Source organism: Dactylosporangium aurantiacum (assembly GCF_000716715.1).
Classification (GTDB): Bacteria; Actinomycetota; Actinomycetes; order Mycobacteriales; family Micromonosporaceae; genus Dactylosporangium; species Dactylosporangium aurantiacum.
The window spans coordinates 25,107-50,466 of the sequence record NZ_JNYJ01000042.1 but is presented as its reverse complement, the minus strand read 5'-3'; the positions used below and the strand labels follow the sequence as shown (position 1 = coordinate 50,466).

At 74.0% G+C, this 25,360-nt stretch carries 19 protein-coding genes; 9 read left to right on the top strand and 10 right to left on the bottom strand.

The window, feature by feature from the left end; genetic code table 11:
• Positions 1-3: 3 nt before the first annotated feature.
• From OP18_RS37540 to OP18_RS37505, 8 genes are read left to right on the top strand one after another with little or no spacing between them, the layout of a single operon-like run.
• Positions 4-954 carry an ABC transporter permease gene (locus OP18_RS37540; RefSeq protein ID WP_033363922.1) on the top strand — a complete coding sequence of 317 codons (951 nt, stop codon included), beginning with the start codon at positions 4-6 and terminating at the stop codon, positions 952-954.
• Positions 951-1,763 carry an ABC transporter permease gene (locus OP18_RS37535; protein ID WP_052387915.1) on the top strand — a complete coding sequence of 271 codons (813 nt, stop codon included), beginning with the start codon at positions 951-953 and terminating at the stop codon, positions 1,761-1,763. Before OP18_RS37540 ends, OP18_RS37535 begins: the two co-directional genes overlap by 4 nt.
• On the top strand, positions 1,760-3,751 hold the full coding sequence (locus OP18_RS61185) for a dipeptide ABC transporter ATP-binding protein (protein WP_033363921.1): 1,992 nt from the start codon (positions 1,760-1,762) through the stop codon (positions 3,749-3,751). Before OP18_RS37535 ends, OP18_RS61185 begins: the two co-directional genes overlap by 4 nt.
• The gene (locus OP18_RS37525; protein ID WP_156090070.1) at positions 3,748-4,767 is read left to right on the top strand and encodes a glycoside hydrolase family protein; all 1,020 of its coding nucleotides are present in this window, start codon (positions 3,748-3,750) and stop codon (positions 4,765-4,767) included. The genes OP18_RS61185 and OP18_RS37525 overlap by 4 nt, the downstream gene beginning before the upstream one ends.
• Positions 4,764-5,648: a MurR/RpiR family transcriptional regulator gene (locus OP18_RS37520; RefSeq protein ID WP_033363919.1), complete on the top strand. Its 885-nt coding sequence runs from the start codon at positions 4,764-4,766 to the stop codon at positions 5,646-5,648. The genes OP18_RS37525 and OP18_RS37520 overlap by 4 nt, the downstream gene beginning before the upstream one ends.
• Positions 5,645-6,553, top strand: a complete 909-nt coding sequence (locus OP18_RS37515; protein ID WP_033363918.1) for an N-acetylmuramic acid 6-phosphate etherase — start codon at positions 5,645-5,647, stop codon at positions 6,551-6,553. The genes OP18_RS37520 and OP18_RS37515 overlap by 4 nt, the downstream gene beginning before the upstream one ends.
• The gene (locus OP18_RS37510; protein ID WP_052387914.1) at positions 6,550-7,590 is read left to right on the top strand and encodes an N-acetylglucosamine kinase; all 1,041 of its coding nucleotides are present in this window, start codon (positions 6,550-6,552) and stop codon (positions 7,588-7,590) included. Before OP18_RS37515 ends, OP18_RS37510 begins: the two co-directional genes overlap by 4 nt.
• A complete protein-coding gene (locus tag OP18_RS37505) occupies positions 7,548-10,127 on the top strand; it encodes a family 20 glycosylhydrolase (protein ID WP_033363917.1) in 2,580 nt (859 codons plus the stop codon). Before OP18_RS37510 ends, OP18_RS37505 begins: the two co-directional genes overlap by 43 nt.
• A gap of 59 nt (positions 10,128-10,186) precedes the next feature.
• On the opposite strand, the gene OP18_RS37500 is transcribed toward OP18_RS37505, so the two are convergent.
• The 3 genes from OP18_RS37500 to OP18_RS37490 form a co-directional block, all read right to left on the bottom strand.
• Entirely contained in the window at positions 10,187-12,931 is a 2,745-nt protein-coding gene (locus OP18_RS37500; protein WP_033363916.1) for a cation-translocating P-type ATPase, read from the bottom strand.
• A gap of 53 nt (positions 12,932-12,984) precedes the next feature.
• Positions 12,985-13,272: an SHOCT domain-containing protein gene (locus OP18_RS37495; RefSeq protein WP_081971443.1), complete on the bottom strand. Its 288-nt coding sequence runs from the start codon at positions 13,270-13,272 to the stop codon at positions 12,985-12,987.
• A gap of 138 nt (positions 13,273-13,410) precedes the next feature.
• Entirely contained in the window at positions 13,411-17,001 is a 3,591-nt protein-coding gene (locus OP18_RS37490) for a hydantoinase B/oxoprolinase family protein (RefSeq protein WP_033363915.1), read from the bottom strand.
• Between the two features lie 352 nt (positions 17,002-17,353).
• Here OP18_RS37490 and OP18_RS37485 point away from each other — a divergent pair, with 352 nt between their 5' ends.
• Positions 17,354-18,541: a right-handed parallel beta-helix repeat-containing protein gene (locus OP18_RS37485; RefSeq protein ID WP_162189881.1), complete on the top strand. Its 1,188-nt coding sequence runs from the start codon at positions 17,354-17,356 to the stop codon at positions 18,539-18,541.
• A gap of 184 nt (positions 18,542-18,725) precedes the next feature.
• Here the strand turns inward: OP18_RS37485 and OP18_RS37480 are convergent, their stop codons facing one another.
• From OP18_RS37480 to OP18_RS37450, 7 genes are all read right to left on the bottom strand, one after another.
• A complete protein-coding gene (locus OP18_RS37480; RefSeq protein ID WP_081971442.1) occupies positions 18,726-19,274 on the bottom strand; it encodes an Hsp20/alpha crystallin family protein in 549 nt (182 codons plus the stop codon).
• Positions 19,275-19,405: 131 nt separating this feature from the next.
• The gene (locus OP18_RS37475) at positions 19,406-20,158 is read right to left on the bottom strand and encodes a SpoIIAA family protein (RefSeq protein WP_033363913.1); all 753 of its coding nucleotides are present in this window, start codon (positions 20,156-20,158) and stop codon (positions 19,406-19,408) included.
• 169 nt (positions 20,159-20,327) lie between these two features.
• Positions 20,328-21,500, bottom strand: coding sequence for a CapA family protein (locus tag OP18_RS37470; RefSeq protein ID WP_081971441.1), 1,173 nt, complete (start codon positions 21,498-21,500; stop codon positions 20,328-20,330).
• Positions 21,501-21,608: 108 nt separating this feature from the next.
• Positions 21,609-22,484 (bottom strand): alpha/beta fold hydrolase, encoded by an 876-nt coding sequence (locus tag OP18_RS37465; RefSeq protein ID WP_052387912.1) that lies wholly within the window; start codon positions 22,482-22,484, stop codon positions 21,609-21,611.
• A gap of 37 nt (positions 22,485-22,521) precedes the next feature.
• Positions 22,522-23,565: a PucR family transcriptional regulator gene (locus tag OP18_RS37460; protein WP_033363912.1), complete on the bottom strand. Its 1,044-nt coding sequence runs from the start codon at positions 23,563-23,565 to the stop codon at positions 22,522-22,524.
• Positions 23,566-23,575: 10 nt separating this feature from the next.
• Positions 23,576-24,364 carry an ABC transporter permease subunit gene (locus OP18_RS37455; RefSeq protein WP_033363911.1) on the bottom strand — a complete coding sequence of 263 codons (789 nt, stop codon included), beginning with the start codon at positions 24,362-24,364 and terminating at the stop codon, positions 23,576-23,578.
• Complete coding sequence (locus OP18_RS37450; RefSeq protein WP_033363910.1) at positions 24,342-25,268, bottom strand: ABC transporter ATP-binding protein; 927 nt, start codon at positions 25,266-25,268, stop codon at positions 24,342-24,344. The genes OP18_RS37455 and OP18_RS37450 overlap by 23 nt, the downstream gene beginning before the upstream one ends.
• Between the last annotated feature and the right edge of the window lie 92 nt (positions 25,269-25,360).

Below are 25,360 nucleotides of genomic sequence, written 5' to 3'. Positions count from 1 at the left end.
ACCATGCTGGTGTTCCTGGCGCGCCGGGCCCCGGCGGTCCTCGGTGTGCTGCTGGTCAGCTCGGTGCTGGCGTTCGCGCTGCCCCGGCTGGCGCCCGGCGACCCGGCCGTCGCGGTCGCCGGCGCGGACGCCTCACCGGAGCAGGTCGCCGAGGTCCGGGCGCTGCTCGGGCTGGACCGGCCGGCGGTGGAGCAGTACTTCCACTGGCTCGGCGGCGTGCTCACCGGCGATCTGGGCACCTCGTACCTGACCGGCCGTCCGGTCGCCGAGATGATCGGCGACCGGATCGGCAGCACCGTCGAGCTGGCGATCGTCGCCGGGATCATCATGGCGGTGCTCGGCATCGTCCTGGGTACCCTCGGCGGCGGCCCGCGCTCGCCGTGGGCGCGGGGGACCCTCGACGCGGTCAACAGCGTGCTGCTGGCCGCACCACCGTTCCTCACCGGCCTGCTGCTCGCGCTGCTGCTGGGCGTCACATTCAGGGTCCTGCCGGTCAGCGGCGAGGTGGCCCTGCTCGACGACCCGGACATCGCGCTGCAGTACCTCGCACTGCCGGCACTCGCGCTCGCGCTGCCGCAGGCGGCGGCGATCGCCCGGTTGCTGGAGACGGCGATGCGGCAGGCGCGCAGCGACGACTACGTCGACCTCGCGGTGGCCAAGGGCGCCCGCCCGGTCCGGGTCACGCTGCGGCACGTGCTGCGCAACAGCATCGGCACCGCCGTGGTCGCGATCGGCATCCGGCTCGGGGAGCTCCTCGCCGGTGCGATCGTCGTCGAGGCGATCTTCGCCCGCAACGGCCTGGGCACCCTCGTGGTGTCCAGCGTCCGCGACCGTGACTACCTCGTTGTGCAGGTGCTGGTGCTCGCCGCCGTCGGCGTCGCCGCGGTCATCCAGTTGCTGACCGAGGTCCTGCTCGCCACCCTCGACCCGCGTATCCGGTTGGGAGTGTCATGAGCCGCTACCTTCGGGCGTTGCGCCGCCCGCGGGGCATCACCGGCGGTGTCGTGCTCGCCGGGCTGGCCCTGCTGGCGCTGCTCGTGCCGGTGATGGCACCCGGCGGGTACGACGCCCAGGGCGCCGACGCGTTCGCCGCGCCCGAGCTGAGCAGGCCGTTCGGCACCGATGAGCTGGGCCGGGACATCTTCGTCCGCACCCTGTACGGGCTGCGGGTCGACCTGTCGCTGGTCTTCGTGGCCGTCCCGCTCAGCGCGGTGCTCGGCACGCTGCTGGGGCTGTCCGGCGCGGTCGCGCCCTGGTTGGGCGCACTCACGCAGCGCGCGCTCGATGTGATCCTGGGCTTCCCGAGCCTGGTCCTCGGCATCTGCGTCGCCCTGGTCCTGCGGCCCGGCTGGTGGGCGCTCGTCGTCGCGATCGTCGTCTACGGCCTGCCGGCGTTCGGCCGGCTCGCCCGGGCCTCGCTGCTGGCGCAGCAGCAGCGCGAGTACGTCCTGGCGGCCCGGGTGATGCGGGTGCCGGGCCGGACGATCATGCTGCGGCACATCCTGCCCAACGCCGTCGACCCGGTCATCGTGCAGACCGCGATCGGGATGGTCGCCGCGGTGTTTCTGGAGTCCTCACTGAGCATCGTCGGGTTGGGCATCCAACCGCCGGAGCCGTCGCTGGGCGCGCTGCTCAACGTCGGCATGCGGCACATGAGTGAGCAGCCGGTGTACGTGCTCGGCCCGGCGCTCGTCCTGCTCCTTCTCGCGCTCGGGCTGAGCCTGCTCGCCGACGCGCTCAACGCGGCGGTGAACCGGACATGACCGAAGCAGCTCTGCTCGATGTGCGCGGCCTGCACACCCGGTTCGACACCCCGGCCGGGGTCGTCGAGGCGGTGCGGGACGTGACCTTCACCGTGCCCGCCGGTGGCATCGTCGGCCTGGTCGGCGAGTCCGGCTCCGGCAAGTCGGTCACCGCCCGGTCGATCCTGCGGCTGCTGCGCCCACCCGGCCGGGTCACCGCCGGCGAGGTCCGCTTCGCCGGCCGGGACCTGCTCACGCTGTCCGAGCGGGCGATGCGGGCGGTGCGCGGCCGGGACATCGCGATGGTGTTCCAGGACCCGCAGTCGGCGCTGAACCCGGTGCAGCGGGTCGGCGAGCAGGTCGCCGAGGCGCTGCGGGTGCACGGCACCGGCCGGCGCGCCGCCATGGCCCGCGCGGCCGAGCTGTTCGACCTCGTCGGCATCCCGGACGCCCGCCGGCGGCTGCGCGACTACCCGCACGAGTTCTCCGGTGGCATGCGGCAACGGGTCGTGATCGCCACCGCCCTGGCCAACAACCCGCGGCTGCTCATCGCCGACGAGCCGACCACCGCGCTCGACGTGACGATCCAGGCGCAGATCCTGCGGCTGCTGGGCCGGTTGCGCGACGAGCTCGGCATCGCCGTCCTCATGATCACCCACGATCTGGGGGTCGTCGCGGAGCTGTGCACCGAGGCGGTCGTCATGTACGCGGGCCGGGTCGTCGAGCGCGGCAGCGTGGCGGACCTGTTCACCGACGCGGCGCACCCGTACACGGCCGCGCTGCTGCGGGCCGTGCCACGCCTCGACGGCGAGCGCGGCGGGCGCCTGCCGGCCATCGGCGGGACACCCCCGGACCCGGCCGACCTGCCGAGCGGCTGCTCGTTCCGGACCCGCTGCCCCGTGGCCGTGCCGCGGTGCGCCGACGAACGGCCTCCGCTGCTGGACGACGGGCACGGGCACGTCAGCGCGTGCTGGCGGACCGGCGAGTCCGGCCTGGCACCCGCTGGGCCGGCGCCGGTCGCCGGTGATCCGGCCGCCGGCCGCGCCGGTGCCGGCGCGCCGCTGCTGCAACTGCACGACCTGCGCGTCGATGTCACCGGCGGGCGGCGCCCGGCGCCGTGGCGGCCGCCGCGGCCGGTGTACGCGGTCGACGGCATCTCGCTGCGGGTGGCGGCGGGGGAGACGCTCGGGCTGGTCGGCGAGTCCGGCTGCGGCAAGTCGACCCTGTCCCGTGCGGTGGTCGGGCTGCACCGCCCGGCCGGCGGCCGGATCGTCGCCGACGGGCCGGTGCAGTACGTGTTCCAGGACCCGTACGCGTCACTGAACCCGCGGCGCACCATCCGGCAGTCCCTCGGCGAGGCGTTGCAGGCCGGTGGACTCGCCGGCACCGCCGCCGACACCCGGGCGGTCGAGCTGATCGAGACCGTCGGGCTCAGCGCGGCCCACCTGGACCGCTATCCGCACGCGTTCTCCGGCGGGCAACGCCAGCGCATCGGCATCGCCCGCGCCCTGGCCACCAACCCCCGGGTGCTCATCCTCGACGAACCCGTCTCCGCCCTCGACGTGTCGATCCAGGCGCAGATCGTCAACCTCCTGGCGGACCTGCGCGACCAGCTCGGCCTGGGGTACCTGTTCATCGCCCACGACCTGGCCGTGGTCCGGCACCTCAGCGACCGGGTCGCGGTCATGTACCTGGGCCGGATCGTCGAGACCGGGCCGGCCGACGCCGTCTACGGCACGCCGCGGCACCCGTACACCGCCGCGCTGCTGGCCTCGTCCCCGGAACCGGTGCTCGGCGCCGCCCGACGGCACCGCATCGTCGTCGGCGGCGACCTGCCCGGCCCGGCGAACCCGCCGTCCGGCTGCCGGTTCCGCACCCGCTGCCCGATCGGGCCCCTGCACCGGCCGGAACGTACGATCTGCAGCGAACGTGACCCCACGCTCGACGGCACCGACGGACACCAGGTGGCATGTCATTTCCCGGGCGAGCTGACGGTGGGCCGGGCATGAGAGCCATGTACGTGTTCGACCGCCGGCTGCGGCCCGGTCCGGCGCGTGCCGCACTGCTGCACCGTGCGGCCGGGGCCGGCATCGACACGCTGATCACGAAGGCGGCGGCCGTCGACGACGACCTGGCCGGCGACTGCGCCGCGGCGGGCCTGACCGTGCTCGGCAGCGTGGCCTGCTTCTCCGACCACGCCGAGCCGCCCGGCCACCGCCGCGACGACCTGCGGCCCGTCGACGCCGGCGGGCGCGTGTGGCAGCCGATGGAGTGGTACACCGGCCTCGTGCCGACCGACACCAACTACACCGCGGCGCTGATCGACCGCTGCGCCGCGCTCGCCGGACGGCCCGTCGACGGTCTGATCCTGGACTTCATCCGGTGGCCGCTGCACTGGGAACTCGAGCTGCGCACCGGTGCGGTGCCGCGCGCCGCGTCGTTCGACCCGGCCACGCTGGCCCGGTTCACCGCATGGTCCGGCATCGCGCTGCCCGGTGCGCCGCACGCCGCGGCCGCCCTGCTCCGCGGGCGGCTGCGGGAGCAGTGGACGGCGTTTCGCTGCGCGGTCGTCACCGACGTCATCCGCCGGGTCGCGCAGCGCGTCCGCCCGCACCGGTGGCTGGGCGCGTTCGTGGTGCCGGCCGCCGGTGACGCCGCCCGCCGTGACCTGCTCGGCCAAGCCGTCGCCGACTGGCGGCCGTGGCTGGACGCCGTGCTGCCGATGACCTACCACGCCATCCTCGGCCAGCCGCCGAGCATGGTGGCCGACCGCGGCGCGGACATCGCGGCGGCGTTCCGCGGACCGGCCATCCCGATGGTCCAGGTCACCTCCGACCCGCACGTGGCCCGCGGCTACGACTGGGGTCCGCCGGTCGCACCGGGGGACCTCACGGCAGCGCTGGACCACGCGGACACCGTCGGTGACGGCTGGTGCCTGTTTCCCGGCGACGGCATGGACGAGCCGCGGTGGCGGCTCGTCGAGCACCACCTCGCACACCACCACACTGGGGAGGCTTCACCATGAGCGGCGACGTGTTGGTCCGGCTGCGGACCATGATGTCGAACCTGCCACGCGCCGAGCAGGCGATCGCCCGCCGCGTGCTCGACGACCCGGGCGCGACCGCCGAGATGACCATCTCCGAGCTGGCGCAGCTCTGCGGCACCTCGGAGACGACCGTCACCCGGTTCTGCCGCTCGATCGGCCTGCGCGGCTACGCGCAGCTGCGGCTGCACCTGGCCGCCGAGGCCGAACGGCTGCGCGCCGACGACCGCGCCGACACCGCGCTCGGCGGCGACATCGGCCGCGACGACTCCCTCACCGAGCTGATCAAGAAGGTGGGGTTCGCCGACGCCCGCGCGGTGGAGGACACCGTGGCGCACCTGGACGTCTCGGTGCTCGACGCGCTCGTCACCGCGATCCTGAGCGCCACCCGGATCGACGTCTACGGTGTCGGGTCGACCGCCACGGTCGCCCAGGACGCCGCCTACAAGCTGCACCGCGCCGGCCGGCCGGCGGCCGCCTGGTCCGACGTGCATGCCGCGCTGATGAGCGCCTCCACCCTCACCACCGGCGACGTCGCCCTGGCGATCAGCCACTCCGGCCGTACCAGGGAGATCCTCGACGCCCTGGCCGAGGCGAAACGACGCGGCGCGACCACCGCGGTCATCACCAGCAACCCGCAGTCCCCGGCGGCCGAACTGGCCGGCCTCGTGCTCACCACCGCGGCGCGGGAGACCACGTTCCGCAGCGGCGGCACCGCCTCGCGCACCGCGCAGCTGACCGTCGTCGACTGCATCTACGTCGCACTGTCGCACCGCCGCTACGACGAGTCCCTCGAGGCGATGGAGCGCGCCCACGACGCCGTCCGCGGCCACGTCCTGCCCTTCGACCGGCAGGGCCGGTGAGCACCGTCGTGCGGGTCGGCTCACCCACCGAGGCCGCCAATCCCGCCACCACCGACATCGACCTGCTCGACACCCTCGGCATCCTGCGCCGGATCAACGCCGAGGACGCCAAGGTCCCGGCCGCCGTCGAGGCCGCCCTGCCCGAGCTGGCCCGCGCCGTCGATCTCGCCGTCGACCGGCTCCGCGCCGGCGGTCGCGTGCACTATGCCGGTGCCGGCTCCTCCGGCCGCTTCGGCGTGCTCGACGCCGCCGAGGTGCCACCCACCTACGGCTTCCCGACCGGCCGGTTCGTCGCGCACCTCGCCGGCGGCGCCGTCGCCATGACCGACGCCGTCGAGGAGGTCGAGGACGACGTGACCACGGGACGGGTCGACCTCGCCGACGTCACCGGCGCCGACCTCGTCGTCGGGCTCACCGCGAGCGGCCGCACCCCGTACGTGGCGGGCGCCTTCACCGCCGCCCGGCTGGCCGGCGCCGCCACCGTCCTGGTGACCGCGAACCCGGCCGCGGCGCTCGCCGTGCACAGCGACGTCTGCGTCTGCCTCGACACCGGCCCGGAAGTCGTCACCGGCTCGACCCGGATGAAGGCCGGCACCGCCCAGAAGGTCGTCCTGCACACCTTCTCCACCGCAGTCATGATCCGGCTCGGGCGCACCTACTCCAACCTCATGGTCGACGTCGTGGCGACCAACGCCAAGCTCCGCGGCCGCGTCCTGAACACCCTCGCGCAGGCCACCGGCGCCGCCGACGGGCACTGCCGCGCCGCCCTCACCGCCGCGGACGGCGACCTCAAGGTCGCCCTCACCGCGCTGCTGGCCGGCGTCGACACCGCCACCGCCCGGGCCGCGCTCACGACGGCGGACGGCGTCGTCCGGCACGCCCTGGCTCACCTCACCGGGCCGTGAACACCCCGACCGGCCCGGTGGTGCTCGGCGTGGACGTCGGCGGCTCCGGGCTCCGTGCCCGGATCAGCCGCCTCACCGGCGGATCACCCCGCGTCCTGGCCGCGGCGGCCCGACGGCAACCCATGACCGTCGACGGTGAGCACCTCGCGCGGGTGCTCACCGACGTCATCGGTGACGTGACCACCGGCGCGGGCGGGCCGGTGCCGCACGCCGCGGCGGTCGGCTGCACCGGTGCGGCGCTGCTCGGCCAGGACCTGCGCACGGCCGTGACGCGCGCCGTCGCCCGCGCCAGCGGCGCGGCCCAGGTCGTGCTCTGCTCCGACCTGCTCACCGGCTACCTCGGCGCGGTCGGGTTCACGCCCGGGGCGGTCCTGGCGGCCGGGACCGGCGCGGTCGCGCTCGGCACCGACCTGCACGGCCGGTGGCGACGCGTCGACGGCTGGGGGCACCTGCTCGGCGACGCCGGCGGCGGCTCCTGGATCGGCCGGGAAGGCATGCAGGCCGCCTACCGGGCCGTCGACGGCCGCCCCGGCGGCTCCGCGCCGCTGCTCGCCGCCCTGCGCGCCGCGCACGGCGAGCCCAGCGCGCTGGTCGCCGACCTCACCACCCGCGCCGACCGTGCCGGGGTGTTCGCCGCGTTCGCCCCCACCGTCATCGACGCCGCGGCCGACGACCCCGTCGCCGCCGACATCGTGCACCGCGCCGCCGGACACCTCGCCGGCACCCTCCTCGCCGCCCTGCCGCCCGGCACCACCCCCACCGGGGCGGTCACCGGCAACCTGCTACGCCCCGACAGCCCTCTCACCACCGCGTTCACCGACACCATCCGCACCCGCTGCCCGGCCATGACGCTCCACGAACCCGCCGGCACCCCCCTCGACGGCGCGATCACCCTGGCCGCCGCCGTCCTCAACGGGCCGCTGCCCGCCGGCCTGGCCGACGCCGCGGCCCTCACCACCCTGCGCCGACCCCATCCCAGTCAGGAGCGTGACCCATGCAAGCGCCACCCTCCATCCACCGCCGACGCCACGGACTGACGGCGGCATTCGCCGCCGCGGCGACGATCGCGGCCCTGCTGACCACCGCCGGCCCGGCCCACGCCGCCAACCCCGAACCCGCCGTCGTGCCCAGCCTGCGGCAGTGGACCGGCGGCACCGGCAACCTCACCCTCACCGCCGCCAGCCGCATCGTCGTCGCCACCGCCAGCGCCGCACAGTCAACCAGCGGCGTCACCTCGGAACTGCTGTCCACCCGCACGGTGACCCAGGTCGCCGGCCGGATCGGCACCGACCTCGCCGCCGTCACCGGACTCAACCCGGCCGTGGTCACCGCCGCCGCGCCCGCCGCCGGCGACATCTTCCTGCGCCTGGCCGCCGACCCCGGACTGGGCACCGAAGGCTACGCCCTGACCGTCGGCACCACCGTCGAGATCAGCGCGCCCACCTCCACCGGCCTGCTCAACGGCGGCCGGACCCTCGCCCAGCTCCTACGCCTGGACGCCGCCCACCGCAGCGTCCCGACCGGCACCGCCCGGGACTGGCCCACCCTCGCCTACCGCGCCGAGCACTTCGACGTCAGCCGCCGGTTCATGTCCGTCGCCGCGATCCAGGACGAGATCCGCCGCGCCGCCTGGAACAAGCTCAACGTCATCCAGCTGATGTTCAACCAGGCCAACGCGTTCCGGCTGTACAGCCCCACCTACGCCGCGATGGCCCCGACCGACCCGGCCCAGCGCTACAGCCAGACCGACATCGCTGCGATCGAAGCCGTCGCCGCCGAACACCACGTCACGATCGTGCCGGAGATCCAGAACCCGACGAAGGTCCAGCCGATCGCCACGTTCGGCGGCGTCGACCGCTCCCTGAGCGCCCAGTGCGGCGACAGCTCCACCCTCGACTTCACCGACCCGGCCGTCACCGCCTGGATGCAACAGCTCGTCGGGCACTTCCAGACCTGGTTCGCCAGCCCGTACGTCCACCTCGGCAACGACGAGGTCCCCACCGGCCTGGCCACCTGCCCGTACATCCAGAGCAAGTACACCACCGCCGCACCGACCATGGCCGACCTGCAGGAGCAGTACATCGCCGCGCTGGAGCAGACCGTCGAAGGCGCCGGCAAGAAGGCCATGATCTGGGTCAACAACACCGACATCCAACCCAGCACCGACGTGCTCATCATGAACTTCGGCGCCACCTCCGTCTCCGCCACCATGCGCTCGCTCGGCTACCAGGTCGTCGACTCCGCCTACAAGACCGGCGCCTACGACCGGTTCTACATCGCACCCGGCGACTACGAGACGAAGGTCGTCCCCCGCGGCGACATGTACGCCTGGACCCCGGTCACGCACGCCAACAACAAGGGCCAGGTGCTCGCGTACTGGGGCGACGACCACTTCTTCAGCGACACCGACTTCGTGCTGGACCTCTTCGACGGCCGCCGCGCGGAGCTCGCCGAACGGACCTGGGACACCGACCCCACCACGGCGACCTTCGCGCAGTTCACCGCCGCCCTCGCCGCGGTCGGCGACGCGCCCGGCGCGGCACCACGCCCGGCACCCGCCGCGTCCACCGACGGCCAGCCGGTCCACCGCTGGACGTTCGACAGCACCTACACCCCGACCGCCGCCACCCACTACCCGGGCGGCTGGAAGATGAGCACCGCCGACAGCGCCGGCACCCTGCACGCCAACGGCTGGCTCTACCCGCCCACGTTCCCCGTGGCCGGCCGCACCGGCAACGCGGTGAAGTTCACCGCCGGCACCAGCCAGACGTTCAACCTCGGCGGCCGCGCCGTCCAGGCGCCCTGGACGTTCTCCGTGTGGATCAACCGCACCGCCAACGCCACCAACACCGTGCTGCTGCGCGACATGGAGTACGCCATCAAGGTCGAGGAGTACGGCAGCACCAACCAGATCGGCATCACCAGGTACGGCACCGGCAACTACCCGTTCACCTACGCCCTGCCGCTCAACCAGTGGACGATGCTGACCCTGGTCGGTACCACCACCGGCACCAGCCTCTACGCCAACGGCGTCTTCCAGCAGACCCTGCCCCAGGTGATCCCGCTGCCGCTCGGCGGATTCGGCGGCAAACGACCCTTCACCGGGCTGCTCGACGACGCCGTCGCCTACCGGCAGGCCCTGTCCGCCGGCGACATCGCCACGCTGTACGCCACCGCGACCGGCGGCACCGACCTCGCCCTCGGCCGGCCGGTCGCCGCCTCCAGCACGTACCGCGCCGGCGTCGAACCCGGCAACGCCGTCGATGGCAACCCCACCACCCGCTGGTCCAGCGCTCGTAGCGACCCGCAGTGGATCCAGGTCGACCTGGGCAGCACCCGCACCGTCAACCGGGTCCGGATCAACTGGGAAGCCGCCTACGGCGCCGCGTACCAGATCCAGGTCTCCGACGACGCCGCCACCTGGACCACCATCCACAGCACCACCACCGGCGACGGTGGCGTCGACGACCTCACCGGGCTCGCCGGCTCCGGCCGTTACGTGCGCGTCTACGGCACCCAACGCGGCACCACGTACGGGTACTCCATCTGGGACCTCAACATCTACGGGACCTGACCACCATGACGACGGTGCCGCGCCGGCCGCCGACCACAGCGGCCGGCGCGGCACCGCCGTCAGCCACCGACTCCCGCCCGGCCCTCGCGACAGCGCACGCGGGCCCGCCACAGCTCGTCGGCGCCCCATACCAGCACCGGGAACGGCAGGAGCAGCGCCAACTGGCCGACCGGCGGCGGTGCGGTGCCGAAGATGCCCTGCAGCGGCGGCAACCAGACGACCGCGGCGGCGAACGCCAGCTCGAACGCGACGCCCCACAGCAGCAGACGGTTGCTCGACACGCCGACCTGGCGCAGCGACGCGGTCTGGGTGCGGGCGGCGAACGCCGTGCCGATCTGACACGCGACGATGCCGAGGAACGTCATGGTCGTGGCCTGCCGCCAGACGTGGTGCAGGGCGGTGCCGGGGCCGGTCGGGTCGCCGGGGTGCCAGCCGCCGGCGTGCAGGGTCAGCAGGAAGCCGGTCATGACGAGCACCGCGGAGACGCCGCCCAGCAGGCCCCAGGCGCGCACCAGCAGGCGGGCCTGGATGACGTTCTCCTCGCGCGGCCGGGGCGGCCGTCGCATCAGGCCCGGCTCGGCGGGCTCTCGCCCGAGGGCCAGGGCGGGCAGGGTCTCGGTGCCGAGGTCGACGGCGAGGATCTGCAGGACGGTGAGCGGCAGTGGCACGGCGCCGCCGGACAGCGCGAAGACCAGGAAGGGGACGACTTCGGGGGTGGCGTGGGCGAAGATGTACAGGATGAACTTGCGGACGTTGTCGTAGACGCGCCGGCCCGCCTGCACCGCGGCGACGATCGTGGCGAAGTTGTCGTCGGTCAGCACCATCGTCGCGGCCTCGCGGGCGACGTCGGTGCCGGAGCGCCCCATGGCGACGCCGATGTCGGCGCGGCGCAGGGCCGGGGCGTCGTTGACCCCGTCGCCGGTCATGGCGACGATGTGCCCGTCGGCGCGCAGCGCATCGGCGATGCGCAGCTTCGCCTCCGGGGAGGTGCGCGCGAAGACCAGCTCCCGGTGCCCGGCGAGCAGCCGGTCGAGCTCGGCCTCGCTCATGGCGTCCAGCTCGGCGCCGGTGACGACGGTGGCGCCGTGCGTGGCGATGCCGACCCGCCGGGCGATCTCGGCGGCGGTGAGGCCATGGTCGCCGGTGACCACGATCAACCGGATGCCGGCCGTGTGGCACCTGGCGACGGCGTCGGCGACCTCGGGCCGGGGCGGGTCGAACATCGCGGCGACGCCGAGCAGGGTCAGCCGCTGTTCGGCGTCCTCGCGCCGCTCCGGCAGCGGCCCGGCCGGTAGCCGGCGCTCGGCCACCGCCAGCAGCCGCAGGCCGTGGCCGGCGAGCTGGGTGACCGCCGCGGTGATCCGCTCGCGGTCGGCCGCGCGGATCGGGTGGTCACCGCCCGCGTCGGCGATCGCCGTGCACAGCGGCAGGATCGCCTCCGGGGCGCCCTTGGCGTGCAGCCACAGCGCTCCGCCGTCGTCGTCGACCGTCGACATGCGGCGCAACGCCGGGTCGAAGTGGAACTGGCGGCGCTGGCGGCGTTGCCGTTCCGCGCTGTCGGCGGGTACCCCGAGGATCGTGGCGGCCCGCACGAGAGCGACCTCGGTGGGGTCCCCGGACGCCTCGTCGGGCCGCCCGGACCGGATCGTGGCGTTGTTGCAGGCGGCCGCGGCGCGGGCGAGGCGCAGCTCGACCGGCCACGCCTGCGGTGGTGGCCGCCGTTCCAGGTCCAGCAGCCGCGACGGGGTCCAGATCCGGGTCACCCGCATCTGGTTCATGGTCAGGGTGCCGGTCTTGTCAGTACAGATGACTGTCGTCGAGCCGAGGGTCTCCACCGCACTGAGGCGTTTCACCACGGCGCCGCAGCGGGCCAGCTCCCGCACGCCCATGCCGAGGGCCAGGGTGATGGTGGGCAGGAGTCCTTCGGGGACGTTGGCGACCAGCAGGCCGATGGCGAAGGTGAAGGCCGCGGCGAGGCCGAGCCCGGCCGCGAAGGTGCCGAGCGGGAGAAACGCCAGGCCCGCCGCCACGGCGACCAGGGCGATCAGCCACGCCACCCGCTTCACCTGCGCCTCGAGCGGACTCACGTCCCGGCCGACGCGCTGGGACAGTGCGGCGATGCGCCCGAGCTCGGTGCGCATCCCGGTGGCGAAGACGAGCGCGCGGGCCTCACCGGCGGTGCAGGTGGTGCCGCTGAACACGAGGTCCCGTGCCTCGAGGACCGAGCCCCGGGTGTCGGTCTGATCGGCGCTGCGGTACGCCGGCATCGACTCACCGGTCAGCGTGGACAGGTCGACCTCGACGCCGCCGGACACCAGGCGGGCGTCCGCGCAGACCCGCTCGCCCTCCCGCACGACGAGCAGGTCGCCTGGCACGAGGTCGCGGGCGGCGACGCTGGTCAGGGCGCCGTCGCGGACGACGTCGGCGCGCTGGGGGAGGTAGGCGGCGAGCGCTTCGACGGCCCGTTCGGCCTGCTGCTCCTGGATGAACGCGAACACCGCGTTGACCAGCACCACGACCACGATGGCGACGGCGAGCGCGACCGTGCCGGCGACGACGGCCAGCCCGGCGGCGAGCCACAGGAGCAGCGCGAGCGGGTGGACGAGCTGGCGGACCAGCTCCTTCCACCACTGCCGGCCGCGGCGGCGGGTGAGCTCGTTGGTCCCGTAGGCGACGAGCCGGCGGCCCGCCTCCCGCGCGGCCAGGCCGTCCGGGCCGCAGCGCAGGTCGCGCATCAGGCGGTCGAGGGGTTCGCGTGGATCCCTGGCGACCGGCACGGCCGCGGGCTCGCCGGTCGTCGTCATCGTCGGCGCTCCACCGTCTCCCGTCGGTGCGGTCACGGTCGGCGGGCCCGGCGTTACTGCCGGACCTCGTGGGCGGTCGGTTGCCCGCCGAGGACCTGCCGGCGGCGCACGTACTCGTCCTCGTCGATCTCGCCGCGGGCGAACCGTTCGTCGAGGATCTGCTGCGGCAGCGGGCGGCCGTCGCCCGGGCCGGGACGTGCCGCGTCGCCCGGCGGGGTGCGCCGGTCGAAGTGGCGCACCAGCATCACGACACCGGCGATCACCAGCGCCCAGAACAGCAGGTTCACCACGGTCATGAACGCCATGGGCCACATGCCCATGCCGTTGCCCCAGTACATCATCACTGCCTCCGTTCCAGGTCACGAAGCGCTCCCGGGACACTGCAATCGTCCCGCGGCGCGCCGCCGGCCGGCACGGCACAACGTCACCCGGGCCAGGGCCGGAAGACTCCCGTACGGCACCGGGGCGTCAGGCCGGGCTCACGGGCTGCCGTACCCGCCGCCGCCGGGGGTCTCGACGACCAGCACGTCGTCCGGGTGGACGGCGACCGAGCCGCAGCCGGCGAGGTGGACCACGGTGCCGTCGGCGCGTTCCAACCGGTTGGCGCCGAGCGCGCCGGGCGAGCCGCCGGCGAGGCCGTACGGCGGCACCCGCCGGTGCCCGGACAGGGTCGAGACGGTCATCGGCTCGCGGAACCGGATGCGGCGGACGGTGCCGTCGCCGCCGTGCCAGCGGCCGCTGCCGCCGCTGCCGGGCCGGATGGCGAACCCTTCCAGGAGCACCGGGAAGCGCCATTCGAGGACCTCGGGGTCGGTCAGCCGGGAGTTGGTCATGTGGGTCTGCACCGCCGGCGCCCCGTCGAAGCCGTCACCTGCGCCGGAGCCGGAGGCGACGGTCTCGTAGTACTGATGCCGGTCGTTGCCGAAGCTGACGTTGTTCATCGTGCCGGACCCTTCGGCCTGGACGCCGAGCGCGGCGTAGAGCGCGCCGACGAGCGCCTGTGACGTCTCCACGTTGCCGGCGACCACGGCCGCGGGGTAGGTGGGGGCGAGCATCGAACCGGGCGGCACCACGATGCGCAGCGGGCGCAGGCAGCCGTCGTTGAGCGGGATGTCGTCGGTGACCAGCGTCCGGAAGACGTACAGCACCGCCGCGGTGACGACCGCCGACGGCGCGTTGAAGTTCGTCGCCAGCTGCGGTGACGTGCCGCTGAAGTCGACCGTCGCGCGGCGGCCGGCGCGGTCGACCGTGACCCGCACCGCGATCGTGGCCCCGGAGTCCATCTCGTAGCGGTACCCGCCGTCGTGCAGGGCGTCGATGACCCGCCGTACCGCCTCCTCGGCGTTGTCCTGGACGTGGCGCATGTACGCCTGCACCACGTCGAGGCCGAACTGGTCGATCATCCGGCGCACCTCGTCGACACCCCTGGCGTTCGCGGCGATCTGGGCGCGCAGGTCCGCGAGGTTGGTCGCCGGGTTGCGCGACGGGTACGGCGCCGCGGTCAGCAGGCCCAGCGTCTCCCGCTCGCGGAACCGGCCGTCGCGCACCAGCGGCCAGTTGTCGAACAGCACACCCTCCTCGTGGACGTCGCGGCTGCCGGCCGGCATCGAGCCGGGCGTGAGCCCGCCGATCTCCGCGTGGTGGCCCCGGGACGCCACGTAGAACAGCACCTCGTCCCGGCCGGTGGCGAAGACCGGGGTGACGACGGTGACGTCGGGCAGGTGGGTGCCGCCGTGGTACGGGTCGTTGATCGCGTACACGTCGCCGGGGCGCAGGTGGCAGCGGCGGACGACCTCCTTGACGCTGGCGCTCATCGAGCCGAGGTGGACGGGGATGTGCGGCGCGTTGGCGATGAGGTTGCCGTCCGGGTCGAACAGCGCGCACGAGAAGTCCAGCCGCTCCCGGATGTTCACCGACTGCGCGGTCGACTCCAGCCGGGCGCCCATCTGCTCGGCGATCGACATGAACAGGTTGTTGAAGATCTCCAGCAGCACCGGGTCGACGCGGGTGCCCGCCCCGGCCGCCGGCGTGACCGGCCGCTGCCGCTCCAGGACCAGGTGGCCCAGCGGTGTCACCGACGCCCGCCAGCCGTCGTCGACCACGGTGGTCGCGTCCGCCTCGGCCACGATGGCCGGGCCGGCGACGGCGTCACCGGGGCGGAGGCGTTGCCGTTCGAGCAGCGGCACCTCCCGCCACGCGCCGCCGGTGTACAGGCGTGCCGTGGTCGCCGGCCGGCCCGCGGCGTCGGGTACCCCGAGGCGGGAGAGGTCCGGTGGCTCGGTCAGCCCGACGGCCTCGACCGAGACCGCCTCGGCGATCAGCGGGCGGTCCATGAGGAACGCGTACATGCGCCGGTACGCCGTCCGGAACGACGCGACCATGGTGTCCAGGTCGGCGAGCTCGACCGGCAGCGCGGTGTCGGTGCCGTCGAAGCGCAGGTGCACCCGCCGGTGCACCCGGATCCGGTCGGCCGGCACGTCCTGGTGGAGCAGCTGCGTGCGGGTCGCGTCCTCCAGCGCGGCCGCGACGTCGTCGAGCCGGTGCGTCGTCGCGGGCTCCAGCCGCTCCTCCACCGACTGCTCCCGCATGGCGGTGGTGTCGGCGAGCCCGATGCCGAGCGCGGACAGCACCCCGGCCATCGGCGGGACGAGGACGGTGCGGATTCCCAGCGACTCGGCCACCGCGCACGCGTGCTGCCCGCCGGCGCCGCCGAAGGTGGTGAGCACGTAGCCGGTGACGTCGCGGCCCTGCTGCACGGAGATCCGCTTCACCGCGTTGGCCATGTTCGCGACCGCGATCTGCCGGTACCCCTCCGCGACCTGCTCCGGTGTGCGCCGGTCGCCGGTCTGCCCGGCGATGGTCGCGGTCAGCTCGGCGAACCGGCGCCGCACCACGCCGGCGTCCAGCGGCTGGTCCCCGTCCGGGCCGAAGAGCCGGGGGAACGTCGCCGGCTGGACCCTGCCGAGCATCACGTTGGCGTCGGTGACGGTGAGTGGCCCGCCGTTGCGGTAGCAGGCCGGTCCGGGGTCGGCGCCGGCGGAGTCCGGTCCGACGCGGTAGCGGGCGCCGTCGAAGTGCAGCACCGACCCGCCGCCCGCCGCGACGGTCTGAATGTCGATCATGGGAGCGCGCAGCCGGACGCCGGCGATCTGGGTGTGGAAGACCCGCTCGTACTCCCCGGCGTAGTGCGACACGTCGGTGGAGGTGCCGCCCATGTCGAAGCCGATCACCTTGTCGAAGCCGGCCAGCTGGGACATACGTGCCATGCCGACGATGCCGCCGGCCGGGCCGGACAGGATCGCGTCCTTGCCGCGGAAGTGACCGGCCTCCGCCAGCCCGCCGTTGGACTGCATGAACATCAGCCGGACGTCGCGCAGCTGCGCCGTCACCGCCTCGATGTAGCGGCGCAGGACCGGCGAGAGGTAGGCGTCGACGACGGTGGTGTCGCCCCGGGGCACCAGTTTCATCAACGGGCTCACCTCACTGGAGCACGAGACCTGGCCGAAGCCGAGCCGCTCCGCCAGCCGCCCGATCTGCCGCTCGTGCGCCGGGTACAGGTGGCTGTGCAGGCACAGCACCGCGACCGCGCGGATCCCGCTGTCGTGGGCGCGCCGCAGGTCGGTGGCGAGCCGGTCGAGATCCGGCGGTCGCAGGACCGTGCCGTCGGCCGCCATCCGCTCGTCCACCTCGATCACCCGCTCGTACAGCACCTGCGGCGGCACGATGTGCCGGTCGAAGATGCGCGGTCGGTTCTGGTAGCCGATCCGCAGCGCGTCGCCGAAGCCCTCGGTGACGACCAGCGCGGTGCGCTCGCCGCGCCGCTCCAGCAGCGCGTTCGTGGCGACGGTGGTGCCCATCCGCACCGCCTCGACCCGGTCGGCCGGGATCGGCGCGCCGTCGGCGGCACCGAGCAGCGCCCGGATGCCGGCGACCGCCGCGTCCGCGTAGCGCGCCGGATCGTCCGACAGCAGCTTGCGGGTCACCAGCCGGCCGTCGTCCGGCCGCCTGGCGACGATGTCGGTGAACGTGCCACCGCGGTCGACCCAGAACTGCCACCGTCCACCCGCCACCGCGGATCCACCTCCCTCGGCGCCGGTACCGCGACCGTGCCCGAAATCAGCGGTGCGGATCAGGTGATCGCGGATGGTGCCGGACTCCAGCCCGCTGCTGGACGGGTCGTCGCGGCGCGTCGCGCCTGGGCACGTCCTGGGCCGTCGCCGGTGCTGCACTACCCCCGGCGCCGGACGCGAACCACTCGAACGGGGCTGCCCCGGGCGGACGGCCGGACCTCGTCACAGTACGTGTCGATTCATGGACAATGCGGCATCCCGGCCGGCTGGACCGGCATTAACCTGCGGTAACAGTCCGGATGCCGGCCCGGCCCTCGGCCCTGCGGCGTCCGGCACGGCCACAGGAGGCGCCATGAGACTCCATCACCCACCCGCGGACGCGGGCTCCTGCACCGAACCGTCCAGCGCCGGCATGCTCCGCCGGCTGCGTCCGCCGGCGGCCACGGCAGCGGCGGTCATGATCGTCACGCTGGCCGCACCGGGCACCCCGGCCGCCGCGGCAGCACCGCCGCTGCGGTGTGGCGCGGTGCTGACCGCGGCCACCGCGCTGCGCGCCGACCTCACCTGCCCCGGCGACGCGCTCACCGTCGGTGCCGACGGCGTCACCCTCGACCTGCGGGGTCACACCATCCGCGGATCGGGCGCCGGGACCGGCATCTCGGTCATCGGGCACCGCTCCGTGCGGATCCGCAACGGCACCGTGACCGCGTTCACGACCGACGTGCTCGTGGACACCGCCCAGGACGTCACCCTGAGCGGACTGACGCTGACCCAGGGGGCCAGTGACGGCCTCAAGCTGCGCGACATCGCGAGGGTACGGTTCGAGACCGGGACGCTACGCTCGGCACGGCTCGTCACCGACGGCGGCACCGACATCGCCGTCGTCGACGCCCGCGTCGACGACAGTCCGTTGATCTTCATCGACAGTTTCAACCCCGCCGTCACGCACAGCGTCCTGACCGACTCGTACGTCAACTTCAGCGAGACCAGCGACGGCGCCGTGGCGGCCAGCGCCCTGACGCGCTCACCGGTGGTCATCGTGCTCTGCGCCCGCACCGCGGTACGGCACAACACGGTCGCGGCGGCCGACCCCGGCGTGCTCCTCGGCGCGACCGCGACCGGGACGCAGGTGACCGGCAACACCTTCACCGGCGGCACGATCGGTGTGCTGCTGGAGTCGCCGCTGGTGGACCTGCTCGATGGCACGACGCTGTCGTACAACGTGTTCCGCGACAACGCGGCGGCCGGCGTGCTGTTCGACACGCCGGGCGTCCAGGCCGGCGGTGGTGTCGTGATCGCGCACAACCAGTTCGTGCACAACGGCTTCGCCGCAGCCGGGCGGACCGACCATCTCGGCAACCCCGTGGCCGACGGGCTGCACGTCGCGGTGCCGGACGGAGGCGAGATCCGGCTCGCGCACAATGTCGCCCGGCGCAATGCCCGCTACGGCATCTTCGCCGTTCCCGGCACCGTGATCGACGGCGGCGGCAACGTCTCCGTCGCCGACCCGCTCGGCTGCCTCGGCGTCGCCTGCCGTTGAGCGGCATCCGGGAACATGCCTGCGGCGACACATGACGCCCGGCGCGCCGCGCGCGACGCGCCGGGCGGCACGCCCGACGCGCCACGCACCGGCTCGACGAGGCCCGGGACGCGTCGTGGAGACCCGGACCGCGTCGGCACCGGCCGCCGCGCTGACGTTGACGCGCCACCGCCAGCAGGGACGGTCAGCTCTCCCGGCGGCTGCGATGCGTGGCCTGCGAGCCGGCCTTCCGTGGCCGCTCCTCTGCCGTGTGCACCTCGATCTTGCGCGTCGCGGACTCCTCCAGCTTGGCGAGCGTGATCGTCAGCACCCCGTTGGTGTAGACGGCCTCGACCCGGTCGGCGTCGACGTTGCCGGGCAGGTCGACCTGGTACTCGAACTCGCCGGTCTCACGGAGCTGGCGGCGCATGACACCGCTGCGTGGCCGCTGCTGGAACGCACCGGTGATGCGCAGTTCCTCGCCGCGCATCTGGATGTCGACGTCCTGCGGGTTCACGTTCGGCAGGTCGAGGTCGACGATGTAGGCCTCGTCGGTCTCCTCGATGTCGACCGGCGCCAGCGCCGACCAGATACCCGCGCCGGGCCCGAGAGGCGATTCCCCCATCACGGTGCCCACCAGCTGGTTGAACCTGGCGGAGAGGTCGTCGATCTCCCGGCGCGGGTCCCAGCGGTGCATCGGCGCAGGCCGCCCACCGGCATAGCGTTGCCGGGACGAGAAGGGTGCGAGTGACATGGCGATCGATTCCTTTCTGCCGCACCTGCGGTGCGGGCCCGATCATCTCGACGAGCAACCCGGATCATCATGTGCGGGAGGTGAGCGAATCCGTCTCCCCTGGAGGAGATGACAACTGCCGGGTGCCGGTTTCAGTGGCGCGCGGGAGGCGCCGAGGCCCAGGCGATGGCGGCGTCCAGCTCGTCGTAGCCGAAGTGCCGTATCTCGGCCTGCACGAAGTGGTTGGCGAGATGCGGTGCGACGTCGGTCAGGACGCTGTCGGCGGCCACCGCCACCCGGCCGATCCTCCGGTGGTGGTCGCGGACGAACCGCATGTGCTGCAGCAGGCCGCCGAGGTTCTCCCAACCCGGGAAGGTATGAGCGTGCATGACCACGCCGTTGAGCCGGTCGTGGCTGGCCAGCCAACTGTCAGCGGTGGTGGCGAGAGCGCTGAAGTCCTGCGCCCGTAACGGCTCGGCGACCTCCACCACGATGACGCCGGCGTCGGGGATGAGATGGTGCGCGACGCCGGGACCCTCGGGGAGCGACCGCAGCCAGTCCAGGGCGGCCGGCCGCTCCCGGGTGCCGAAGACCCGCACCGGGCAGGGCGTCAGCCACGACAGCAGCCGTGTCGATTCCCGGACCCAACCCGCATCGGTCACGATCGCGCACCCCTCGAACGAGCGCAACGACCTGATCCCCACCTTCAGGTCCTCCCACCCGGCCGCGGGCGTGAAGCCCCGGAACTCGGGGCCGAGCTCGAACAGCAGGCGGATGCGCCGGCCGTCGCGCCGCGCGTCGTCGATCAGCGCCACCACGACGCGCTCGTACTCGTCCTTGCCGACCATCCCGGTCGCGGTGACGGCGTCGATCCCGGCCGGCACGTCCTGGACCCTCTCCAGCACCGTTCGATCCTTCCTGCCGCCCGTACACGGCCATGATGCGGTCCGAGGACCTCGAGCGCCCGGTCGTCACGTACCAGGGTGTGCGATGGGCTGCTCGTCCGGTTCCCCCGAGCGTGGTGACCACGCCGCCGCCGGTCGGGCCTCATGGCCGGGCGCGTTCCGGCACCACCTACCGCACCATGCGCAGCCCGGCGGCCTCGGCGCCGCGCAGGTTCACGTAGCCGGTGATGCGCCGGAAGATGCCGGCGTAGTCGGCGCCGGGTGTGGCGTTCCTCGTCGCCGCCGCGACGTCGACCAGGCGGGGCTGCGGGTAGTACCGCATGAAGAACGCGTGCACGGCGACGTCGGTGACCCGCCAGGTGCCGGGCGCGACCTCGGTGAAGGTGAACCGGGGGACGACCGAGTCCTGGGTGTTCTCCCGTGACCCGTCCGCGAACCGGACGAGCAGGTTGCCCAGGCCGTAGGCCACCCACTTGTCGCCGATCTTCTCGAACGGCTGCACGACGTGCACGTGCATGCCGATGATCAGGTCGATGTCGGGGTCGGCGAGCAGCTCCGCGGCGAGGCCGGTCTGGCCGCGGTCGGGCTCGTTCTGGTACTCCGTGCCCCAGTGCATCGACAGGATGACGATCTCCGCGCCGGCCTGCCTGGCCGCGTGCGCCTCGGCGCGGATCTTCTGGACGTCGATGAGGTTGGCGATCCACGGCTTGCCCGCCGGCCGGGGGATGCCGTTGAAGCTGAAGGTGTACGCCAGCTGAGCGATCTTCACGCCGCGCACCTTGAAGACGTTGGGCGTGGCGGCGTCCTGCGCCGAACGTGCCGAGCCGGTGTGCCGCAGCCCGACCCGGTCGAGGTTGTCCAGCGTGCGGCGCACGCCCTCCTCGCCGTAGTCCAGCGTGTGGTTGGAGGCGGTGGAGCAGGTGTCGAAGCCGCTGTCGGCCGCGGCGTCGGCGAGCTGCGGCGGCGCGCTGAAGATCGGCCACCCGGTGAACGGCCCCTCCGGCCGGGCGAGGGGCTGCTCGATGTGACAGACCGCCAGGTCCGCCTGCCGCGTGAGCGGGGTGAGCGGCGCGAGGATCTGCGTGAAGTCGTGACCGTCCTTGCCGGCGGCGCGTGCGTCGGCGGCGGCCTGCGCGGTCAGGGCCGGCTGCACGAACAGGTCCCCGGCGGCGACGACGCTGAGCGTGGTGGGGCGGGCGGGAGCGGCGACGAACGCGACGCTCGGCGGCACTGCGGGAGCCGCCCGGCCCGGGTCGGGCACCTGCCGGACAGGGGCGACGGCCACCCCGGCCGTCGCGGTGAGCAGGGCGAGGCAGAGCAGGACAGCAAGCGTTTTCCGCATGGCGCGACTGTGACCGAAACCGCCCGTTCGCCGACCCGTCTCGGCCCGGATCCACTCGGCCAACCACCCGCACGCGCCGCGGCGGTGGGCCGGCCGCCGGCGGGACCGCTATCCGGCCGGACGCTGGACGGGTGCCCGCAGGAACGTGACGATGCGGGCGGCGACCCGCGGCCAGTCCGGGGCGCACCACACGAAATGCCCGGCGGCGCCACTCTCGACGAGCGCGGCGTGCGGGAGGCCGGCGGTGAGCGCTCGGGCGTGCGCGAACGGGACACCGCCGTCGTCGCGCGAGGCGATCACCAGCGCCGGCTGGCGCACCGAGGCGGTCACGTCCGGTGCGGGCCGCAGGTCGTGGACGAAACCACGCCCGGACCGCATCGCGCCGAACAGCTCCAGCAGCATGGCCTCGTCGGCGGCGCGCACACCGGCCAGCGCCGCCGTCCCGCGCGCGGTCGACACCTGGCGCAGCAGCCGCCGCACCGTCCGCCGGCCGCCCAGGCGGAGCAACCACCGGACGGCCGCCCAGGTGACCGCCTCGACGCCGGGCCGGAACACCAGCCGCGCGCCCAGCCGGGTGCGCCGGTCGGGCCACGGCAACGGGCCGACGGCACTGATGAGCACGAGGCGTTCGACCAGGTCGGGGTGGCGGGCCGCCATGGTGACGGCGGTCGGCCCGCCCCCGGAGATCCCTACCACGGCGGCGACCCGGGCGATGCCGAGCTGCCCGCAGAGGGCCTTGACGGTGTCGGTGTACGCGGCGGGCGTGGGTCCGCTGCGCAGCGGGGTACGGCCGTACCCGGGCCGGGACGGGGCCAGGATGCTGTAACCGGCCCCGGCGAACGCGTCCTCACCCAACGCGAGCCCGGCCCGCATGTGCCCGCCGTGCAGGACGAGCAGCACGTCGGGGCCGCGGCGCTCGAACCGGAACTCGACCGGTGCGCCCGCCACCGTCGTCAGCTGGACCGGCCGCCGCAGCGTCGCCATCGCGGTGCTCCTGTCATGGGTCGTGCCGGTGCGCGGCTCAGTCGGGCGGCCAGCCCAGCAGGCGGGCGCCGAGCACGGCGGTGTGCAGGGTGAACCGCTGGGTGGGCTGGCTGGGGTGGTAGCCGGTCAGGTCGCGGATGCGGTCGAGGCGGTAGGCGACGGCGCGTACGGACAGGTGCAGGGCCCGGGCGGTGGCGGTGTGGTTGCCCTGCTGGTCGAACAGGACGGTCAGGGTCTCCAGATACGGCCGGGCGCCGCCGCGGGCGGTGGTGAGCGGGCCGAGGACCGTGTGCACCAGGTCGGTGATGGCGTCCCGGTCCCGCAGCAGCACGGGGAAGACCAGCAGGTCAGCGGCGTGCAGGACGGGAGCGGTGAAGCCGAGCTTCGTGGCGTGGTCGAGGCTGCCGCGGGCCTCGTCGAGGGACGCGGCCAGGCCCGCCACGCCCGGGTGCGGCCGGCCGACCGCGATCTGCCACGTGCCCGGACCCAGCTCGGTGAGCAGCACGTGGGCCAGTTCGGCGGCGACGCCGCGCAGCCCGCCGGCGCTGATGCAGACGAGATCGTCGCCGCGCAGGGTGGTGAGCGTGTTGCCGTCGCCGAACCGGGTGGCCAGGGCCGCGTCGGCGCGGCGCGCCACCGCCGCGGTGAGTGGGGTGCCGCGGGCGACGTGGACGACATGGGTGGCGGCGAGCCGGATGCCGTACCGGTGCGCCCGCTCGGCCAGCACGCCCGGGTCGACGCGGCCGGCGAGCAGGTCACCGACGAACGCCGTGCGCTCCTCGTCGTGCCGGGCCAGCACGGTCCGGGCCGCATGGGTGTAGCCGTCCAGTGCCGCCACGACCAGCGCCCGGGCCTCGGTGAGCAGGGCGGCCGCACGGGCGTGCACCGCCGGCGCGCCGGAGTCGGTGGCCGCCCAGGCCTCCGCCGCGCCCCGCAGCAGGCCGTCGACCACGTCGCGCACCAGCAGGCCGGCCTCGGCGGCGCGCGCACCGAGGACCGCCGCGGCCCGCGTCCGGGCGGGGCCCGCCGGCCCGGCGAGCAGGGCAGCGCAGTCCTCGGCGAGCCACCGGTCGTCGGTCATCGCCCCGGGCTCAGACGCCGACGTCGCGACGGTCGAACAGCACGACCCCGGCGACGGCGGTGACCGCGCCCACGGCGGCGAGGACACCGAGCTCGAGCGGATGCCAGCCGGTGTGCAGCGGGTCGGTGCCGATGAAGTAGTGGAACGGCGACAGCCAGCGAAGCCAGTGCCAGCCGTCGAGCATGCCGCCGAGGGCGTTGGCCATGTACGTCGCCACCGCCGCGACGCCCGTGACGACCAGGACCGTGCCTCGGCGGCCGGTCGCCGCGCCGGTCAGGAACGCCGTCCCGGCGAAGCACCAGGCGAGGGCGACCAGCCCGGCCGACGCGGCAGCGACGTTCGACAGGGGGATGTCCATGCCGATTCCCGGCACGATGAGCATCAGCAGCAACCACGGCACGCCCGCCACCGCGGTCACCGCGACGCCGGTCGCCGCGAGCCGCTGCACGGCGAACCGTGCCCGCGACACCGGGACGGTCAGCAGCAGCTCCATGCCACCGTCCTCCTCCGGCCGGGCGATCGTGCGGGCCATGAGCGTGACCGCGCACATGAGCACCAGCAGCGGCCCGATCAGGCTGAACACGGTCGCCTGCAGGTAGCCGGCGGGGGAGAGCATGTCGGCGATGCCGAGGAAGTCCAGCATGCCCTTCGGCAGCGCGTCCTGCTTCAGCTCGGCCGCACCCTGGAAGTCGCGGTAGAAGGACGTATACCCGGCGGTGAAGGCGGCGATGCCGGCGACCCAGCCGATCAGGGCCCGGCGGTCGTCCCGCCAGGTCTTACGCATCAGCGCGGGCAGCATCTGCGGTCCCTTCCGAGTGATAGTAGAACGACAGGAACGTCTCCTCCAGGTCCGGCTCGGCGGACAGCAGGTCGATCACCTCATGCCGGGCCGCCGCCTTCACCAGCGGATCCAGCCGCCCCTCGACGGTGCATCGCAGGACCGGCCCCGACACGTCCACGTCGCGGACGCCGGGCAGCACGGCGAACTCCGCCGCGTCGACCGGGTCGGCGAAGTGCACCTCGACGGTCCGCACCGCACGCCGGCCGAGCGACTCCACCCGTTGCACCGCGGCGAGCCGCCCGTCCCGGACGATCGCGACCCGGTCGGCGACCTCCTGCACCTCGGCCAGGACGTGCGAGGACATGAACACCGTCTGGCCCGCGTCGCGCGCTTCCCGGACCATGGCGAGGAACTCCTGCTGCATCAGCGGATCCAGGCCGCTCGTCGGCTCGTCGAGCACCAGCAGGTCCGGGCGGTGCATGAACGCCTGCACCAGGCCGACCTTCTGCTTGTTGCCCTTGCTCATGGCCCGCACCGGGCGGGCCAGGTCCAGCTCCAGCCGGCCGGCCAGGTCGGTCACGTGCGACCAGTCGACGCCGCCGCGGGCCGCGGCGAAGAACCGCAGCAGCTCGTCGGCCCGGCCCGTCCCCGGAAACGCCAGCTCGCCGGGCAGGTAGCCGATGCGGCGGTGCAGCCGCGCCTTGTCCCGGCGCGGGTCGAGCCCGAGCACGACGGCCGTGCCCCGGGTCGGGCGCAGGAAGTCGAGCAGCAGCCGGATCGTGGTGGTCTTCCCGGCGCCGTTCGGGCCGAGGAACCCCATCACCTCCCCGGCGGCCACCTCGAGCCCGAGGTCCTCGATACCGCGTCGGGCGCCGTAGAACTTCGTCAGCGCCTCGGTCCGCACGGCGATCTCGCCTGTCATGCCCACATCCTGCGGCTTGGCGGGCGTGCCGGGCCAGCCCCGGATCCGGACACGATCCCGGCCGCCCGGTTGCCGACATCCGGCAGCGCCGG

Bases quoted from the DNA above. Each gene is read 5' to 3' on its own strand.
- OP18_RS37540 (WP_033363922.1), top strand. From the start codon at position 4: ATGCTGGTGTTCCTGGCGCGCCGGGCCCCGGCGGTCCTCGGTGTGCTG.
- OP18_RS37535 (WP_052387915.1), top strand. From the start codon at position 951: ATGAGCCGCTACCTTCGGGCGTTGCGCCGCCCGCGGGGCATCACCGGC.
- OP18_RS61185 (WP_033363921.1), top strand. From the start codon at position 1,760: ATGACCGAAGCAGCTCTGCTCGATGTGCGCGGCCTGCACACCCGGTTC.
- OP18_RS37525 (WP_156090070.1), top strand. From the start codon at position 3,748: ATGAGAGCCATGTACGTGTTCGACCGCCGGCTGCGGCCCGGTCCGGCG.
- OP18_RS37520 (WP_033363919.1), top strand. From the start codon at position 4,764: ATGAGCGGCGACGTGTTGGTCCGGCTGCGGACCATGATGTCGAACCTG.
- OP18_RS37505 (WP_033363917.1), top strand. From the start codon at position 7,548: ATGCAAGCGCCACCCTCCATCCACCGCCGACGCCACGGACTGACGGCG.
- OP18_RS37500 (WP_033363916.1), bottom strand. From the start codon at position 12,931: ATGACGACGACCGGCGAGCCCGCGGCCGTGCCGGTCGCCAGGGATCCA.
- OP18_RS37495 (WP_081971443.1), bottom strand. From the start codon at position 13,272: ATGATGTACTGGGGCAACGGCATGGGCATGTGGCCCATGGCGTTCATG.
- OP18_RS37485 (WP_162189881.1), top strand. From the start codon at position 17,354: ATGAGACTCCATCACCCACCCGCGGACGCGGGCTCCTGCACCGAACCG.
- OP18_RS37480 (WP_081971442.1), bottom strand. From the start codon at position 19,274: ATGTCACTCGCACCCTTCTCGTCCCGGCAACGCTATGCCGGTGGGCGG.
- OP18_RS37470 (WP_081971441.1), bottom strand. From the start codon at position 21,500: ATGCGGAAAACGCTTGCTGTCCTGCTCTGCCTCGCCCTGCTCACCGCG.
- OP18_RS37465 (WP_052387912.1), bottom strand. From the start codon at position 22,484: ATGGCGACGCTGCGGCGGCCGGTCCAGCTGACGACGGTGGCGGGCGCA.
- OP18_RS37460 (WP_033363912.1), bottom strand. From the start codon at position 23,565: ATGACCGACGACCGGTGGCTCGCCGAGGACTGCGCTGCCCTGCTCGCC.
- OP18_RS37455 (WP_033363911.1), bottom strand. From the start codon at position 24,364: ATGCTGCCCGCGCTGATGCGTAAGACCTGGCGGGACGACCGCCGGGCC.
- OP18_RS37450 (WP_033363910.1), bottom strand. From the start codon at position 25,268: ATGACAGGCGAGATCGCCGTGCGGACCGAGGCGCTGACGAAGTTCTAC.